16 protein-coding genes are annotated in these 14929 nt (G+C 72.1%); 6 read left to right on the forward strand and 10 right to left on the reverse strand.

Annotated features, from left to right (window positions below; translation table 11 throughout):
- Window position 1: 1 nt before the first annotated feature.
- Entirely contained in the window at window positions 2-388 is a 387-nt protein-coding gene (locus J2X26_RS20760; RefSeq protein ID WP_307494616.1) for a DUF1304 domain-containing protein, read from the reverse strand.
- A gap of 35 nt (window positions 389-423) precedes the next feature.
- On the opposite strand from J2X26_RS20760, the gene J2X26_RS20765 reads away from it, so the two are divergent.
- The 3 genes from J2X26_RS20765 (at window position 424) to J2X26_RS20775 (ending at window position 3324) form a co-directional block, all read left to right on the forward strand.
- Window positions 424-1290, forward strand: coding sequence for a 3-methyladenine DNA glycosylase (locus J2X26_RS20765; RefSeq protein WP_307494617.1), 867 nt, complete (start codon window positions 424-426; stop codon window positions 1288-1290).
- Between the two features lie 121 nt (window positions 1291-1411).
- Entirely contained in the window at window positions 1412-2098 is a 687-nt protein-coding gene (locus tag J2X26_RS20770; RefSeq protein WP_307494618.1) for a response regulator transcription factor, read from the forward strand.
- Window positions 2095-3324, forward strand: a complete 1230-nt coding sequence (locus J2X26_RS20775; protein ID WP_307494619.1) for a sensor histidine kinase — start codon at window positions 2095-2097, stop codon at window positions 3322-3324. The genes J2X26_RS20770 and J2X26_RS20775 overlap by 4 nt, the downstream gene beginning before the upstream one ends.
- Here the strand turns inward: J2X26_RS20775 and J2X26_RS20780 are convergent.
- From J2X26_RS20780 to rnhA, 8 genes are all read right to left on the reverse strand, one after another.
- Window positions 3296-4027 (reverse strand): FAD:protein FMN transferase, encoded by a 732-nt coding sequence (locus J2X26_RS20780; RefSeq protein ID WP_307494620.1) that lies wholly within the window; start codon window positions 4025-4027, stop codon window positions 3296-3298. The two genes, J2X26_RS20775 and J2X26_RS20780, sit on opposite strands and share 29 nt — an antisense overlap.
- A 3-nt stretch (window positions 4028-4030) precedes the next feature.
- The gene (locus J2X26_RS20785; protein ID WP_307494621.1) at window positions 4031-4537 is read right to left on the reverse strand and encodes an FMN-binding protein; all 507 of its coding nucleotides are present in this window, start codon (window positions 4535-4537) and stop codon (window positions 4031-4033) included.
- Window positions 4534-5898: a ferredoxin reductase family protein gene (locus J2X26_RS20790; RefSeq protein WP_307494622.1), complete on the reverse strand. Its 1365-nt coding sequence runs from the start codon at window positions 5896-5898 to the stop codon at window positions 4534-4536. Before J2X26_RS20790 ends, J2X26_RS20785 begins: the two co-directional genes overlap by 4 nt.
- 112 nt (window positions 5899-6010) lie before the next feature.
- Window positions 6011-7324: a TM2 domain-containing protein gene (locus J2X26_RS20795; protein ID WP_307494623.1), complete on the reverse strand. Its 1314-nt coding sequence runs from the start codon at window positions 7322-7324 to the stop codon at window positions 6011-6013.
- 174 nt (window positions 7325-7498) lie between these two features.
- Window positions 7499-8929 carry a pectate lyase family protein gene (locus tag J2X26_RS20800; RefSeq protein WP_307494624.1) on the reverse strand — a complete coding sequence of 477 codons (1431 nt, stop codon included), beginning with the start codon at window positions 8927-8929 and terminating at the stop codon, window positions 7499-7501.
- Between the two features lie 194 nt (window positions 8930-9123).
- Window positions 9124-9870, reverse strand: coding sequence for a glutamine amidotransferase (locus J2X26_RS20805; protein ID WP_307494625.1), 747 nt, complete (start codon window positions 9868-9870; stop codon window positions 9124-9126).
- Window positions 9867-10742, reverse strand: a complete 876-nt coding sequence (locus tag J2X26_RS20810) for an oxygenase MpaB family protein (protein ID WP_307494626.1) — start codon at window positions 10740-10742, stop codon at window positions 9867-9869. The genes J2X26_RS20805 and J2X26_RS20810 overlap by 4 nt, the downstream gene beginning before the upstream one ends.
- 18 nt (window positions 10743-10760) lie before the next feature.
- A complete protein-coding gene (rnhA, locus tag J2X26_RS20815) occupies window positions 10761-11249 on the reverse strand; it encodes a ribonuclease HI (RefSeq protein WP_439897884.1) in 489 nt (162 codons plus the stop codon).
- Window positions 11250-11258: 9 nt separating this feature from the next.
- Here rnhA and J2X26_RS20820 point away from each other — a divergent pair, with 9 nt between their 5' ends.
- The 3 genes from J2X26_RS20820 to J2X26_RS20830 are packed head-to-tail and all read left to right on the forward strand — an operon-like array spanning window position 11259 to window position 14518.
- Window positions 11259-13823: a DEAD/DEAH box helicase gene (locus J2X26_RS20820; protein WP_307494628.1), complete on the forward strand. Its 2565-nt coding sequence runs from the start codon at window positions 11259-11261 to the stop codon at window positions 13821-13823.
- 10 nt (window positions 13824-13833) lie between these two features.
- Complete coding sequence (locus J2X26_RS20825) at window positions 13834-14229, forward strand: MmcQ/YjbR family DNA-binding protein (protein WP_307494629.1); 396 nt, start codon at window positions 13834-13836, stop codon at window positions 14227-14229.
- Between the two features lie 28 nt (window positions 14230-14257).
- Window positions 14258-14518, forward strand: coding sequence for a hypothetical protein (locus J2X26_RS20830; RefSeq protein WP_307494630.1), 261 nt, complete (start codon window positions 14258-14260; stop codon window positions 14516-14518).
- Here J2X26_RS20830 and J2X26_RS20835 read toward each other — a convergent pair whose 3' ends face one another.
- Window positions 14519-14917: a YccF domain-containing protein gene (locus J2X26_RS20835; RefSeq protein WP_307494631.1), complete on the reverse strand. Its 399-nt coding sequence runs from the start codon at window positions 14915-14917 to the stop codon at window positions 14519-14521. It abuts the gene before it with no gap.
- Window positions 14918-14929: the final 12 nt, after the last annotated feature.

Genomic DNA, 14929 nt, shown 5'->3' on the forward strand with positions numbered 1-14929 from the left:
TCTACGACAGGAGAGCGACCACCGCGAACAGCACGGCGAGCAGCGGGAAGGCGCCCTGGGTCACCGCGGCACGGGCCATGGCGCGGTTCGTCGCGACGAGCACGAGGGCGGCTGCGAGCATCGACCCGCACGCCAGCAGGACCAGCGCCAGGCCGACCGTCTCCTGTCCCGAGAGCGCGAGGACGACGCCGACCAGGGCGCCGATCGCGAGGAACAGGTTGTAGAAGCCCTGGTTGTAGGCCCACGGCTTGACCGCCGGCACGTCCTCGGTGCGCGTCCGGAAGCGCGCGTGCACCTCGGGGCGCTCGAACAGCAGCGACTCGTAGGCGAAGAAGAGGACGTGCAGCAGGGCTGCGAGGACGGCGAACACCGACGCGAGGATGACCACGAGGGCAGTCTGTCAGCCTCGCCTACCCTGGTGGCATGCCTGTGACCGCTCCCCCTGTGCTCGACGCGACGACGTGGGCGTCGCTCGCGGACGCGCACGCTCAGCGGGCCGACGCGTTCACCGCGGGCCGACGCGAACGCCGGTCGCGTCAGCAGAAGCACGCGATCGAGGACTTCCTCTTCGAGTACTACCCGGTGACGCCCGCCGCGCTGCGGCGCTGGCACCCGGGCGTCGGGGTCGCGCTCGACGCCCCGGCCCCGCACACGGACTGGCGCTGGTACCGGACCACCGGAAGCACCGTGACCCTGGACGTCGACGCGTTCCTCGCGGATCGCGGCGACGCCATCCGGTTCATCCACGGGCTCCTGACCGCGACCCTGGGCCGTCCCGCGCTGACCGGCTGCTTCGGTCTGCACGAGTGGGCGATGGTCTACCGGGAGACCGACGAGCACCGGCACCCGCTCCCGCTGCGCCTCGGCGCAGCCGGCACGGACGCCGTCGTCGAGACCCACAAGATCCGCTGCACGCACTTCGACGCGTACCGGTTCTTCACCCCCGACGCGGTCGAGCTCAACACGCTGCGACCGACGCGGGGCTCGATGGCCGCGATGGAGCAGCCCGGTTGCCTGCACGCCGGGATGGACGTCTACAAGTGGGCCACCAAGCTGGGCCCAGCCGTCCCCGGAGACCTGCTCCTCGACTGCTTCGAGCTCGCGCGCGACATCCGGACCCTGGACATGCAGGCGTCGCCGTACGACGTGACGACGTACGGGCTCGACCCCGTCACCATCGAGACGCCCGAGGGCAAGGCCGAGTACGTCGCGCGGCAGCGCGGCTTCGCCGAGCGCGGGAACGCGCTGCGCACCCGGCTGGTCGAGGTGTGCGAGGCGCTGTCCGGCTGACCGAACGCCACCCTCGGTCCCGGAGGCGACGAGCGCGACGATCCGGGCCGATACGCGCGTGCGGTCCCCGCACGTGCACCTCGCGCTCGGAGCGACGAGTGCGACCGTACGATGCGACGAGGTGCTGAGCAGGGAGGACGCGATGCCGGAGTCCGCGCGGCTGCTCCTCGTCGAGGACGACCGGCAGCTCGCGACGATGCTCGAGCAGATCCTCGTCGGCGAGGGGTACGACGTCGACGTCGCGCGCGACGGACAGCGCGGCCTGCACCTCGGTCTGACACGGACCTACGACGTGATCGTGCTCGACCGCGGCCTCCCGGCCATCGACGGCCTGGACCTGCTGGGCCGGCTGCGCTCCCGAGGAGTGGTGACGCCCGCGCTGGTGCTCTCGGCCCTCGGCAACCCGGCCGACCGCGTGGCCGGGCTCGACGCGGGAGCCGAGGACTACATGAGCAAGCCGTTCGACGTCGACGAGCTCGCAGCGCGGTTACGAGCGCTGCGTCGTCGGCAGCGCGATCACGTCGGGACGCTGCACGTCCCCGCCGGCACGCTCGACGTGGGCACCCGGCAGGTCACCACCTCGTCAGGGGCACTGGTGGACCTCTCGGAGCGGGAGTGCTCGCTCCTGGAGCTGCTCGCGCGGCATCCCCGCCAGGTGTTCAGCCGGCCCGAGATCCTCGACCGGGTCTTCACGGACGCCGAGGACGAGGGCGTGGTCGACACGTACGTCTACTACCTGCGCCGCAAGCTGAGCCGATCGACGGTCGCGACCGTGCGCGGCGCGGGCTACCGGCTGGGCGCCGGATGACCACGCCGTCCACGACGGGCGCCGAGCGCGACGCGCTGCGTCGGACAGCGCGCCGGCTCGGCCTGCAGACCGCGGTGCTCGTCCTGGGCTGCCTGGTCGTCGTGGGCGCTGCCGTGCTCCTGGTGGTCGTCCGGGCGCAGGACGAGGCGGCACGGTCGCGGCTCGAGGGGGCCGTGAGCTCGATCGACGACGCTCAGGACGCTCCTCCCGGGATGTGGGTCGCGGTGGCGTCACCCCGGGGCCTGTCCACGTCCGAGGGCCTGCCGGAGAGCCTGCCGGACGTGGACGTGATGCGGGAGGTGGCCAGGTCGGGCGAGGACGTCTGGACGACCGCACCCACCGACGCGGGCACGGTCCGCGTGCTCACGGGCAGGCACGACGGGACCGTCGTGCAGGCCGCGGAGGACCCGACGGAGAGCCGCGAGGAGCTGGCGCGACTCGTCGTCGCGCTGCTGGCGGCGGGCGCCGTCGGGATGGTCCTCGCCGGACTCGGTGCCGTGTGGCTGACCCGTCGGGCGGTGCAGCCGATGGTCGCCGCACTGAACCTCCAGCGGCGATTCGTCGCCGATGCGAGCCACGAGCTGCGCACCCCGCTCACCCTGCTCTCGACGCGGGCACAGCTGCTGGACCGGCACATGACCACCGACTGGGGCTCGGGTCCGCCCGACCGCGTGCAGCACGACGTCGACGGTCTGCTCGCCGACGCGGCCGCACTGACGTCCGTGCTGGACGACATGCTCCTCGCCGCCGACGCGCGGTCGGTCGATGCCGTCCCGGTCGATGCGTCCGCGCTGGTGCAGGACGTCGTCGACGCGGCCCAGGCCATGGCCATGGAGATGGAGATCGCGCTCACACGCGGCGGCGACGCGCAGGCGTCGGTCCTCGCGTCGCCGGTCTCGCTGCGCCGGGCGGTGACCGCGCTCGTCGACAACGCCATCGACCACGCCACGGCAACCGTGGACGTCGGTGTGTCCGTCCGAGGCGACCGGGTGCTCGTGGAGGTGCGCGACGACGGTCCCGGCCTGCCGGAGACCGACCAGCTGTTCCGCCGGTTCGCCTCCCACCGGGACGCCAGGACGTCGGGCGACGACCGTCGGCACTACGGCATCGGGCTCGCGCTCGTCGCGGAGGTCGCCGCCCAGCACGGTGGTTCGGTCAGCGCGTCGGCGCGCACCGACGGACGTCCCGGCGCCGCCGTCACGCTGGAGCTGCCTGCAGCGCGGTGAGCAGCTCGCCGTCGGCGTCCACGGCGAGCACCGCCACGGCGCCGTGCTCCGCCGCCCAGGCGATCCCGTCGCGGCCGAGGGCCAGGACGCAGGTGGCCAGCACGTCCGCGGTGGTGAGGTCGGCGGCGACGACGGTGGCCGCGCGCAGACCGGTCGCGGGCTGCCCGCTGCGGCCGTCCCAGACGTGCTCACCGCGCTCGTACGTCCCGGAGGTCGCCACCGCCCCGTCGCGGACCTCGAGCACGGTGCGGAACGACTGCGGGTCGGACGGGTCCCGCACGCCGACGTGCCAGCCGCGGCCCGGCTCGGGCTCGCCGCGGACGACGACGTCACCGCCGGCGTTCAGGCAGAAGGTGGTCAGCCCGGCCGCCAGCAGGGTGTCGGCCGCCCGCTGCGCGGCCCAGCCCTTGACCACGCCGTCCGTGTCGAGCGAGCCGTCGGGCCGCCGGACCGAGAACGCGCCTCCGGACAGGGCGCCGAAGCGTGCCGCGATCCCCAGGACCTCGCGGAGGTCGGGGCTGGGCTCCCCGTCGTCGTCGTAGCGGCTCACCTCGCTGTCCGGACGGAAGCGACTGAACCGTCGGTCGGCTGCATGCATGCGCTCGAACGCCTCCTGGACCGCAGCTCGCTCGGCCCGCTCGTCCGGCGCGCCGCGGACGTCGACGGACATCGGGATGCCCATGACGAGCTCCAGGTGGCGCACGCGTCAGCCCTGCTGGTCGATGGCGGACTGCACGGACTGGGCGTACGCCTCCGACGTGTAGGTGGCGCCCGAGACGGTGTCGATCTGCGCCGACTGCGCGTCGACCACCTCCTGCGCGAGGATCGGCGCCGCCCGCGCGTTGATCTGCACGCTCTCGTGGTGGCCACCGGGGACCTGCAGCGTCTGCACGTCGGTGATCTGCCCCGCCGTGAACGTCACCGACACCTGCACGGGGCCGTAGCGGGTCTGCACCGAGGAGCCGACGACGGTGACGGTGTCGTTGGTGGTCGTCCCGGCGTCGGACGTGGACCCTGCCCCGGTGCTCGTCGCCGGATCCGTGCTCGGGGCGGCCTGGCCGGTACCGGACGACCCGTCGGCCGTGCTGTCGGTGCTCGACTCCGCGACCGTTGCCGTGGGAGCCAGGACCGCGAACTTGGTGAAGCCTGCGGCCCCGATCGCGGCCAGCGACCCCAGGTAGATCACGGTGCCGCGCCAGCGTGGTGTCGTCATGAGTCGATCTCCTCCCGGTGGATGGCGGACCTGGGCACCCCGACGGCGCGGGCGGAGCGCGCGACGGCGTCGGCCATCGCGGGCGGGCCGCACACGAACACGTCGCGCGACGCGATGTCCGGGACGAGCCGGAGCAGGTGCTGCGCGTCGAGGGGGTCGTAGCCCAGCTGGGCACGCCGGCCGGGTACGGGCACGTAGGTCAGGCCGGGCGACGGGGTGAACTCAGCAGCCAGCGCCAGGCTCGCGGCATCGTGCGCGCGATGCAGGACCACGAGGTGACGACCTTGGGCGAGCAGCTCCTCCGCGAGCGCACGCACCGGTCCGACCCCGGCGCCCCCGGCCACCAGCAAGGCCCGGTCGGACGTCGCCCGGTCCGCGGTGAACGTCCCGAAGGGCCCCTCGACCTGCACCCGGGTGCCGGGTCGGAGGTCCGCGACGGCGGACGAGTGGTCTCCGAGCGCGCCCACGGTGAACCGCAGGTGGTCGTCGGTCGGTGCCATCGACAACGAGTAGGGGTGGGCCGTCGCGCGGTGGCCGGGGGTGAGGAAGCGGACCAGGAAGAACTGGCCGCCGCGGGCCCCCAGGCGCGAGAGCCCGTGGCCGTGCACCCAGACGCTCGCCAGCCCGTTCGCCTCGGGCACGACGGCGGAGACCCGCATGCCGAACCGCCGGTGCGCCAGCAACGGCAGGGCGACGCGCCAGGTCAGCAGCGCTGCGGCCGTGCCGGCGTACAGCACGATCCAGAGTCCGCGGGCGACCAGCGAGTCGACGAAGTGCGTGCCGCCGGCCACCTGGTGGGCGAACGCGAGGAAGATCCCGACGTAGACGGTCAGGTGCACGGCGAACCAGACCTCGTACGAGAGGTGGCGCCGGGCCAGCCTGGCGCTCGAGATCCCGACGGCCAGGAACAGGATCGTGCCGATGACGGCGGGCCACAGGTACGGCTGCGTCGCCAGCACCGCCGGCACCTCGGACCACACGCTGAGCCCGTCCAGCAGCGACCCGCCGACGATCATCAGGACCACGTGGGTGAGGACCAGCAGGACGACGGAGGTGCCGAGCGACCGGTGCCACGCGACGAGGCGGTCGAAGCCGATGCCTCGCTCGAACCACGGCACGCGACCGATGAGCAGCAGCTGCGCACAGACGAGGTACGAGGCGAGCAGCCCCGCCAGCTCGCCCAGCGACATCAGCGCCCCGCCCGGCGTGGCGCCGGTCGACGCGGTCGTGCCCGTCCACCAGAACGCCAGCACCGCGAGCACGCCGAGCCAGAGCGTCGGCAGGACGCCGCTGCGCGTCCGGGTGCGTCGCGGCCGGGTGAGCGGCGCCAGCGGTGGCGCCTCCCAGGTCGTCGTTGTCATGTGACGAGTCTCGGCGTGGATTCTCCGAGGATTCTCGGAGCTTCCTGTCCGCTCACTGTGCGACGCCCGCGGCATCGGGACGTGAAGCACGACGCGATGACGACCTGGCCCGTCACCCCACCGTCAGGGTCCACCCTCCGTTCGCCTTGACGTCGACGACCGACGGTCCCGCACTGAGCGGGACGGTCCCCGAGTACGGCCCGATCTCGTTCACGAGCAGGCCGAACTCGAACAGCTCGCCGGTGTCCTCGCTGACCACGAAGTTGCCGTCCCCGTCGTGGGTCGCAGTGAGGGCCCCCGTCCCGCCGTCGTAGAGGAACACCGCGTCGCCCGAGCCCGCGGGGGCCAGCAGAGGGGCGGTCGAGAACGGGGCGATGGTCAGCGTCCAGCTCCCGTCGGCCGTGATCTGCAGGGTCACGGGCTCGCTCAGCCCTCGACCGAACAGGGTCGTCCCGGTGTAGGGACCGATCGTGTTCACCAGCAGCTCGCCGGTCGACCCGTTCTCCGCGTCCAGCACCGAGATCGCGAAGTTCGCGGCGCCGTCGTGCGTCGCCGTGACGATCCCCGCGGTCGCGCCTGCGGGGAGAGCCACCAGGTTGTCCCCGGTCCCCGCCTGGGTGGCGGGCGTGAAGATGCCGAAGGTCTCGTCGGCCCACGACTGGACCGTCGCCTCCGGTTCCGCCGGCTCGTCGGCGTCGGCAGCCGGAGCGTCCGCCGCGTCCTCGGTCTCGACGGCTTCCGGTGCCTCCGCGGTCGGGGCGTCCGCGACGTCGTCGACGAGGTTGTTCGCAGCGTTGGGGCCGTTGATCGCCCCGAGGATCGCGGAGAGCAGGAACAGCACGCCCGTGATGATCCAGGCGGTCTTCTTGTACTCGTCGTACCCCGCGAGCGGCCTGCCGACCTTGTCCTTCTGGGCACCGGCGAGCACCAGGATGATGTCGACGAGGACCCAGATCCCGCACCCGCCGAGCGTGACGAGCTTGAGCACCCCGGTGCCGACCTTGCCGAGGTAGAAGCGGTCGACGCCGAAGAAGCCCAGGAACACGGCGAAGAGCCACGTGGCGATGAAGGACTTGTCGGAGACACCCACCACGGGCGGCGGGCCGTACGCACCGGGTGGGCCGTATGCAGCAGCCGATCCGTACGCGGCCGGAGGCGGAGCGCCGTAGCCGGCCGGAGGCGGAGCTCCGTAGCTCGCCGCCGGAGGCGGAGCTCCGTAGCTCGCCGCCGGCGCGCTCCCGTCCGGCGCCGGGGCCGGCGGTGGCGGGCCGATGACCTGGGTCTCCGGAGGCGGGGGCGGCGGAGCGACCGGCGGTGACGGCGGTGGCGGCGGGACCATGCCGGGTGCGACGGGCTCCGTCGGCGGCGCTGCGGGCGGGACCGGGTCGGGTTGATCACCCTCGGGCGTGGTGGGGTCGTGAGACATCGTTGGCTCCCGCGTGCGTCGGAGCCGACTCGGGCGGGCGCCGGGACACCGCGGCCCTTCAGCCCCCCAGCCGTTCTTCACAGTATCGGCGCCGGCCTCGGCCCGGAAGGCTGCGGGCAGCCGGACGGCCCGCGGCGGAGTGGATCCGTCGCGGGCCGTGCGTGGTGCAGGCGCTCAGCGTGCGCCGGCGCCCGAGCTCACGATCGACTTCACCGAGCTCGCGGTGTCCAGCGAGTAGGCGTACGGGATCGACTTGACCGACCCGCCGGTCTGCCCGGCCGACGAGCCCACGAAGTGGTTGTTCCGCGCCACCAAAGAACCCGCCGGCGAGGACCCCTCACCGAGGTGGAACGTGTCGTCGGTGTTCTCGAAGTAGTTCCCCTCGACCAGCACCCCGGCCTCCATCGTGGACGCCACCCCATACGACCCGACCGAGCTGTACAGGTTGTTGAACACGTGCACCGGGTTACCGAACCGCACCCGCGGGTTGCGCTGGTTGGTGCCGTCGAACCAGTTGTGGTGATACGTCACCCGCAGCTTGCCGCGGTCCTGGGACCCGTTGTCATCCGAGTGCCCGACCAGGGAGTTCTTGTCCTGACCGTCGAAGTGGTTCCAGGAGATCGTCACGTAGTCCGAGGCCCGCTTGGTGTCCACCGACCCGTCGTACCCGGTGAAGAACGTGTTCCGGTCGATCCACACGTTCGTGGACGTCTCGACGTTGATCGCGTCGTCGTCCCAGTCGTCGAACGTCAGGTTGCGCACGATCACGTTCTTCGCGTTCTTGATGTTCAGACCACAGCCCACGATCTTGGCGCCACTGGCCCCCAGGATCGTCTTGTTCGACCCGATCGCCAGCATCCCCGAGCACGAGATCGTGCCCGAGACCCGCACCACCGCCGCACCCGCGCCCGACGCGGCACTGACCAGCGCCGACGAGCTGGTCACCGTGGTCGCCGCCGCCGACCCACCACCACTGGTGCCACCGTTCTGCGACGCCCAGCCCACCAGCCCGCCCGCTGGCGGAGTGGTCGGGTTCGAGGTCGGCTCCGAGCCGCTCCCGACCTTCACCAGCTCCCACTGCTGGTTGTACTGGTTCTTCTCCGTGAGCTGCGTGATCGTGGCGCCGTCGGCGGTCGACCGGTCGGTGACCGTCACGGCCTTGCCGCTGTTCTGGTTCACCAGCCGCACGCGGCCGCCCTCGGAGTCGACCAGCTTGAACTTCTGGTTGGCGGCGTTGGCGTCGGTGTACTGACGGATCTCGCCGCCGTCCGCGGTGCTCCAGCCCCACACGTCCAGCACCTTGCCGGAGTGCCGGTTCTGCAGCCGGTACCAGCCGGAGCCCGAGTCGATGAACTTGAACTGCTGCCAGTTCCCGTCGTTGCGGGTCCACTGCTGCATGATGCCGCCGTCGGCGGTGGAGAAGTCGCGCACCTCGAGCGCCTTCGCGCTCTGGCGGTTGACCAGGACGTAGTAGGCACCGGTGTCGACGCTCGCTGCTGCCGCAGGGAGGGCGGTGAGCCCGACGCCTGCGAGCACGAGGGCCGTGCCCGTCGCCAGCGCCGCGGCGAGCCGCCTGCGGACGCTGGTCTTCTTCTGGATCCTCATCGATCCCCCTGGGGATGTTCGAGTGGAGTTGAGCCGAGGGCGTCCGGGAGGACGTCGAGGACCGCGGCGGACCGGCCGATCCGCCGCGATGGGACAAGCGCTTTCCGCTCGTCGGCCAAACTAGGGAGAAGCGCTTCGACGCACCAGGGGGAACCGGTTTCCCGAATGGTTTCATCGGGCCGTTTCTCATGTGTTCAGTCGGGCGTCCAGTCCCGGCGGTAGCGGCGCACGAAGGCCTTGAGGATGCGCGGCGGCGCCCACACGTCCGCGTTGCGCACCCGTGCGACCACCTCGTCGTGCTCCCTCGGCTGGAAGTAGCCGTAGTCCCGGTACACGCCGATGCGCGTGACGATGCCCGGGAGGTCGAGCTCGGGGTGGAACTGCGTCGCGTAGAGGTTCTCGCGCACCCGGAACATCTGCACCGGGCACGTCGGGGACGACGCGAGCAGGATCGCGTTCGGCGGGAGCACGCTGCACGCCTCCTTGTGCCCGACGAACGCGTCGAACGACTCGGGCAGGTCCGCGAGCAGGGGGTCCAGCCGCCCGGCTTCCGTGAGGGTGATGGTGACCGCGCTGATCGGCTCGGCATACGTGCGGTCGATGACCGCACCCTGGTGCACGCCCAGCGTGCCGACGCCGTAGCAGGCGCCGAGGAACGGCAGGTCGCGCGCGACGATCTCGTCGAGGAGCGTCGACACCTCGGCCTCGACCCGGCGCTGAGCCGGCGACTTGCGCTCCTCGGGCGTGCTCGCGTCGAACGGGCTGCCGCCGACGATCACCCCGTCGTACCGGTCGAGCGGCAGCGGAAGGATGGACGCCTGCTCCATGCGGACCCGCTCGAGCTCGTCGGCGCGCAGGCCGCCGAACCTCAGGAACGACGCGTACTCCCCGTCGGCGGCGATCTCCTCCGCACGGGAGCTGAGCAGCAGGAAGCGGGTCATCCGACGCCCGCCACCCGGCTGGCGTCGTCGGGTCCGAGCATCCACCGGATCGACCGGGTGGCCACGGCCCCCGCGGCACGGGCCGCGCGCAGCCCGGCCGGGCCGGGCCGGTCGAGGCCGAGCATCTCGAACGACCACGCCGGCATCGACGCGACAGCCGCCCGGGCCAGCAGCGTGTAGCCGGGCCGCAGCGAGCGCGGCACGGGCGGATCGTGCAGGAGGAAGTCGGCGGCGTCGCGCGCGGCGGCGGACGGGCCGAGGACCGGCCGGAACTCGTCGAGGGCCTTCTCCAGCTCGGCCACCGACTCGGGAACCCGCTCGGCGCCGAGCGCGACCGCCACCCGCGCCGCCTGCGCGAGGTACTCGTCGGCACCTGCCCGGTCCAGCGGTCGCTGCCCGTACACCCGGTGCGACCGCAGAAAGCTGTCCACCTCGGCGACGTGCACCCAGCGCAGCAGCGTCGGGTCGCCCGCGAAGTACTCGACACCGTCCGGCGTGACGCCCCGGATCCGCTCGTGCACGCTGCGGACGCGGTCGATCATGGCGGTCGCGTCGTCGATGGTGGCGAACGTCGTCGTCGCGAGGAACGTGCTCGTCCGGGCCAGCCGACCCCACGGGTCGCCGCGGTAGCCCGAGTGCGCCGCGACCGCCGCCATCGCCGCCGGGTGCAGGGACTGCAGGAGGAGGGCACGCATGCCGCCGACGAACATCGAGGCGTCGCCGTGCACGGTCCGGATCGGCGAGCCCGGCGGGTACCACCGCGGTCCTGGCGTGCCGTGGATCCGTTCGCGGCTGGCCAGCCCGTCGGGTCCGGCCACGCGCAGGAACAAGGAGGTGCCGGCGCGGTCACGGACGGACGAGAGGGGGCTCACGTCCCCATCCTGCGGCCGTCAGGCTCGGGAGCGCACCTGCTCGACACCACGGTTGGCCAGCTGGTCGGCGCGCTCGTTGCCCGGGTCCCCCGCGTGACCCTTGACCCACACCCACCGGACGGTGTGCCGGGCGACCTCCGCGTCGAGGGCCTCCCACAGCTCCTGGTTCTTCACGGGCTTCTTGTCGCCCGTGCGCCAGCCGTTCCGCTTCCAGCCGGCGACCCACTTGGTGACGCCGTTCATCACGTAGGTCGAGTCGACGTGCAGCGTGACGTCGCACGGCTTGGTCAGGGCGCGCAGACCCTCGATCACGGCGGTGAGCTCCATGCGGTTGTTCGTCGTGAGGATCTCGCCGCCGAACAGCTCGCGCTCGTGCGCGCCGTACCGCATCCACGCACCCCAGCCACCGACACCCGGGTTGCCCTTGCAGGCCCCGTCGGTCCACATCTCCACCGTCGGCCGCTCGCTCACGGCCCACACCCTAGACGTCGGTGCCCGTGGGACCATCGACGCACGATGAGCACCCGCACACTGGCCGACCGCATCCCCGCAGATCCCACGGACCCCGACGCCCTGTACGAGGCGTTCACCGACTGGGCGACCGACCAGGGCCTGGCGTTGTACCCCCACCAGGACGAGGCGCTGCTCGAGCTGGTCACAGGAGCCCACGTGATCCTGTCGACGCCGACAGGTTCGGGGAAGTCGCTCGTCGCGGTCGCCGCGCACTTCGTCGCGCTGGCCCAGGGCCGACGGACCTACTACACCGCCCCCCTGAAGGCGCTGGTCAGCGAGAAGTTCTTCGCGCTCGTCGAGGCGTTCGGCTCCGCCAACGTGGGGATGATGACGGGCGACTCCGCGGTCAACCCGGGCGCCCCGATCATCTGCTGCACCGCGGAGATCCTGGCCAACGTGGCCCTGCGCGACGGTGACGACGCGGACGTCGGCCAGGTCGTCATGGACGAGTTCCACTTCTACGCCGACCCGCAGCGCGGCTGGGCGTGGCAGGTGCCGCTGCTGGAGCTCACGAAGGTCCAGTTCGTGCTCATGTCCGCCACGCTCGGCGACGTCGGCTTCTTCGCGGAGGACCTGACGCGGCGGACCCACCAGCCCGTCGCCGTCATCGCGAACGCCGAACGGCCCGTGCCGCTGACGTTCTCCTACGCGATCGAGCCGCTGCACGAGCTCCTCGACGAGCTGGTGAAGACCCGTCGGGCCCCCGTCTACGTCGTGCACTTCACCCAGAAGGAAGCCGTCGAGCGGGCGCAGTCGCTCATGTCGACGCCCCTGGCCAGCCGCGAGCAGCGGGACCGGATCGCCGACGAGATCGCGGGGTTCCGCTTCGGTCCGGGCTTCGGTCGCACCCTCAACCGGCTGCTGCGGCACGGCGTCGGTGTGCACCACGCGGGGATGCTGCCCAAGTACCGCCGCGTGGTCGAGCGCCTCACGCAGCGGGGCCTGCTGCCGGTCGTCTGCGGCACGGACACGCTCGGCGTCGGCATCAACGTCCCCATCCGCACGGTCCTGCTGACCAGCCTGGTCAAGTACGACGGCGTCCGCATGCGGCACCTGTCCGCGCGCGAGTTCCACCAGATCTCGGGGCGCGCCGGGCGGGCGGGGTTCGACACCGTGGGCGAGGTCATCATCCTGGCGCCGGAGCACGTGATCGAGAACCGCAAGCTGCTGGAGAAGGCCGGCGACGACCCCCGCAAGCTGAAGAAGATCATCCGCAAGAAGGCGCCCGAGGGGCAGGTCAACTGGACGGACTCCACGTTCGAGCGCCTGCGGGACGCGCCGCCCGAGCCGCTGACCAGCAGCTTCGCGGTGTCGCACGCGATGGTGCTGCACGTGCTGGCCCGCGAGGGCGATCCCGTCGCCGCGATGACGAAGTTGCTCACCGACAACCACGAGCCCACCGGTGCCCAGGGCAGGCACGTCCGGCGCGCGATCGCGGTCTACCGGTCGCTGCGCGCCGCCGGCGTGATCGAGCGGCCCTGGGTCGAGGACCCGACCGCACCGCACGGGCGTCGACGGGCCGTGCAGCTGACCGCGGAGCTCGCCCCGAACTTCGCGCTCAACCAGGCCCTGTCGCCGTTCGCCTACGCGGCGCTCGACCTGCTCGACCGCGACGACCCGGCGTACGCGCACGACGTCGTCTCCGTCATCGAGGCCACCCTCGACGACCCGCGCCAGGTGCTGTCCGCGCAGGAGAACAAGGCCCGGGGCGAGGCCGTCGCCCAGATGAAGTCCGACGGGCTCGAGTACGACCAGCGCATGGCCCTGCTCGAGGACGTCGGCTACCCCAAGCCGCTCGCCGAGCTGCTCGAGGCCATGTTCGTCACCTACCGGCAGACCAACCCGTGGGTGGCCGACCTGGCGCTGTCCCCCAAGTCGGTGGTCCGGGACATGCACGAGCGGGCGATGAGCTTCGCGGAGTACGTCGCCTACTACCAGCTGGACCGCACCGAGGGTGTCCTGCTGCGCTACCTCGCCGACGCCTACCGCGCCCTGCGCCAGACGGTCCCCGAGGAGGCGCGCACCGAGGAGCTGTGGGAGATCATCGAGTGGCTGGGCGACCTGGTCCGCCGCACGGACTCCAGCCTCCTCGACGAGTGGGAGCGCCTCAGCAACCCGCTCGACGAGCACGGCGCGGACGCCCCCGGCGGTATCGACGAGGACGTCCCCGAGCCCATCACGGCCAACCCCCGGGTGTTCCGCGCCCTCGTGCGCGGTGCGTTGTTCCGCCGGGTGGAGCTGGCCGCGCGCGAGTTCTACGGCGGGCTCGCGCAGCTGGGGGACCTCGACGCCGACGGCGAGCCCTGGGACGCCGACCGCTGGCGGACCGCGCTGGACCCGTTCTACGACGACCACGACGAGATCCTCACGGGCGCGCCCGCCCGCGGCCCGGCGCTGTTCCAGGTCACGCCCGGCCGGGGGACCTGGCAGGTCCGGCAGCTGCTCGACGACCCCGAGGGCGACCACGACTGGCGCATCGACGCGGCGGTCGACCTGGCCGGCTCCGACGAGACCGGCGAGGTGCAGCTGCGGATCGTGGCCTTAGGCCCCCTGGGCGACCTCACGTAAGTTGGCCGTCATGGCCACGTGGGACGACGTGCGGGACGCCGTGGCGGCGCTGCCGGAGACGTTCGAGGAGCCCGAGCGCAGCTGGCGGGTCGGGTCGAGGAAGCCGCTCGTCTGGGACCGGCCGCTGCGCGCGGTCGACCACCAGGCGCTGGGCTCGTCGGCCCCCGACGGACCGATCCTCGGCGCCCGCGTGCCGGACCTCGACGCCAAGGAGGAGCTGCTCGCGCGCCTGCCGGACGTCTACTTCGTGACACCGCACTTCGACGGCTACCCGGCGATCCTGGTGCGGCTCGACGCGATCGACACCGACGAGCTCCAGGACCTGGTGGTCGAGGCGTGGCTGACGCAGGCGCCGAAGCGCGTCGCGAAGGCCTGGCTGGACAGTCACCCGGACGGTCCGGACTGAGACCGCCCCGGCGGGTTACCGTTCGCGCATGAGCACCCAGCCCACAGACGCCCCCGTGCGCCGCACCAGGTCGCCGCGGTTCGTGTTCCTCATCTGCCTGGTGGCCGCGCTCGTGTCCGCGATCTGGGTGCTCGGCATCCTGACGATCGCCGCCGCGGTGATCCTCGTGGTGACCGCGATGGTGCTCCAGGCCCGCGGCAAGAACCCCGCCACGTGGTTCGCGGCGAGCACGGGCGTCGCCGCCGGGACGCTGATCTACCTGGTCATCGTGCTGATCACCGGCCAGTAGCTACTGCCCGTAGGCCGCCATCATCCGGTCGGACGGGACGATCTGCTTGCCCAGCGGGAACAGCGAGATGGGCACCATCTTCCAGTTGGCCAGGGCCAGCGGGATGCCGATGATCGTGATCGCCTCGAGGATGCCCGTGATGATGTGCGTGAGCGCCAGCCACCAGCCGGCGACGATCACCCAGATGACGTTCCCGATCACGGACCACGCCCCGGACGTCGGCTTGTCGACGACCGTGCGGCCGAACGGCCACAGCGCGTAGCTGGCCATCCGGAACGACGCGATGCCGAACGGGATCGTGACGATGAGGATGCAGCAGATGATGCCGGCGAGCACGTAGCCCAGGGCCAGCCAGAAACCCGCGAGCACGAGCCAGATGATGTTGAGCAGCGTCTTCACCAGGCCAGCCTG

The sequence above is a fragment of the Cellulomonas humilata genome (genome assembly GCF_030814415.1).
Lineage (GTDB): Bacteria > Actinomycetota > Actinomycetes > Actinomycetales > Cellulomonadaceae > Cellulomonas > Cellulomonas humilata_A.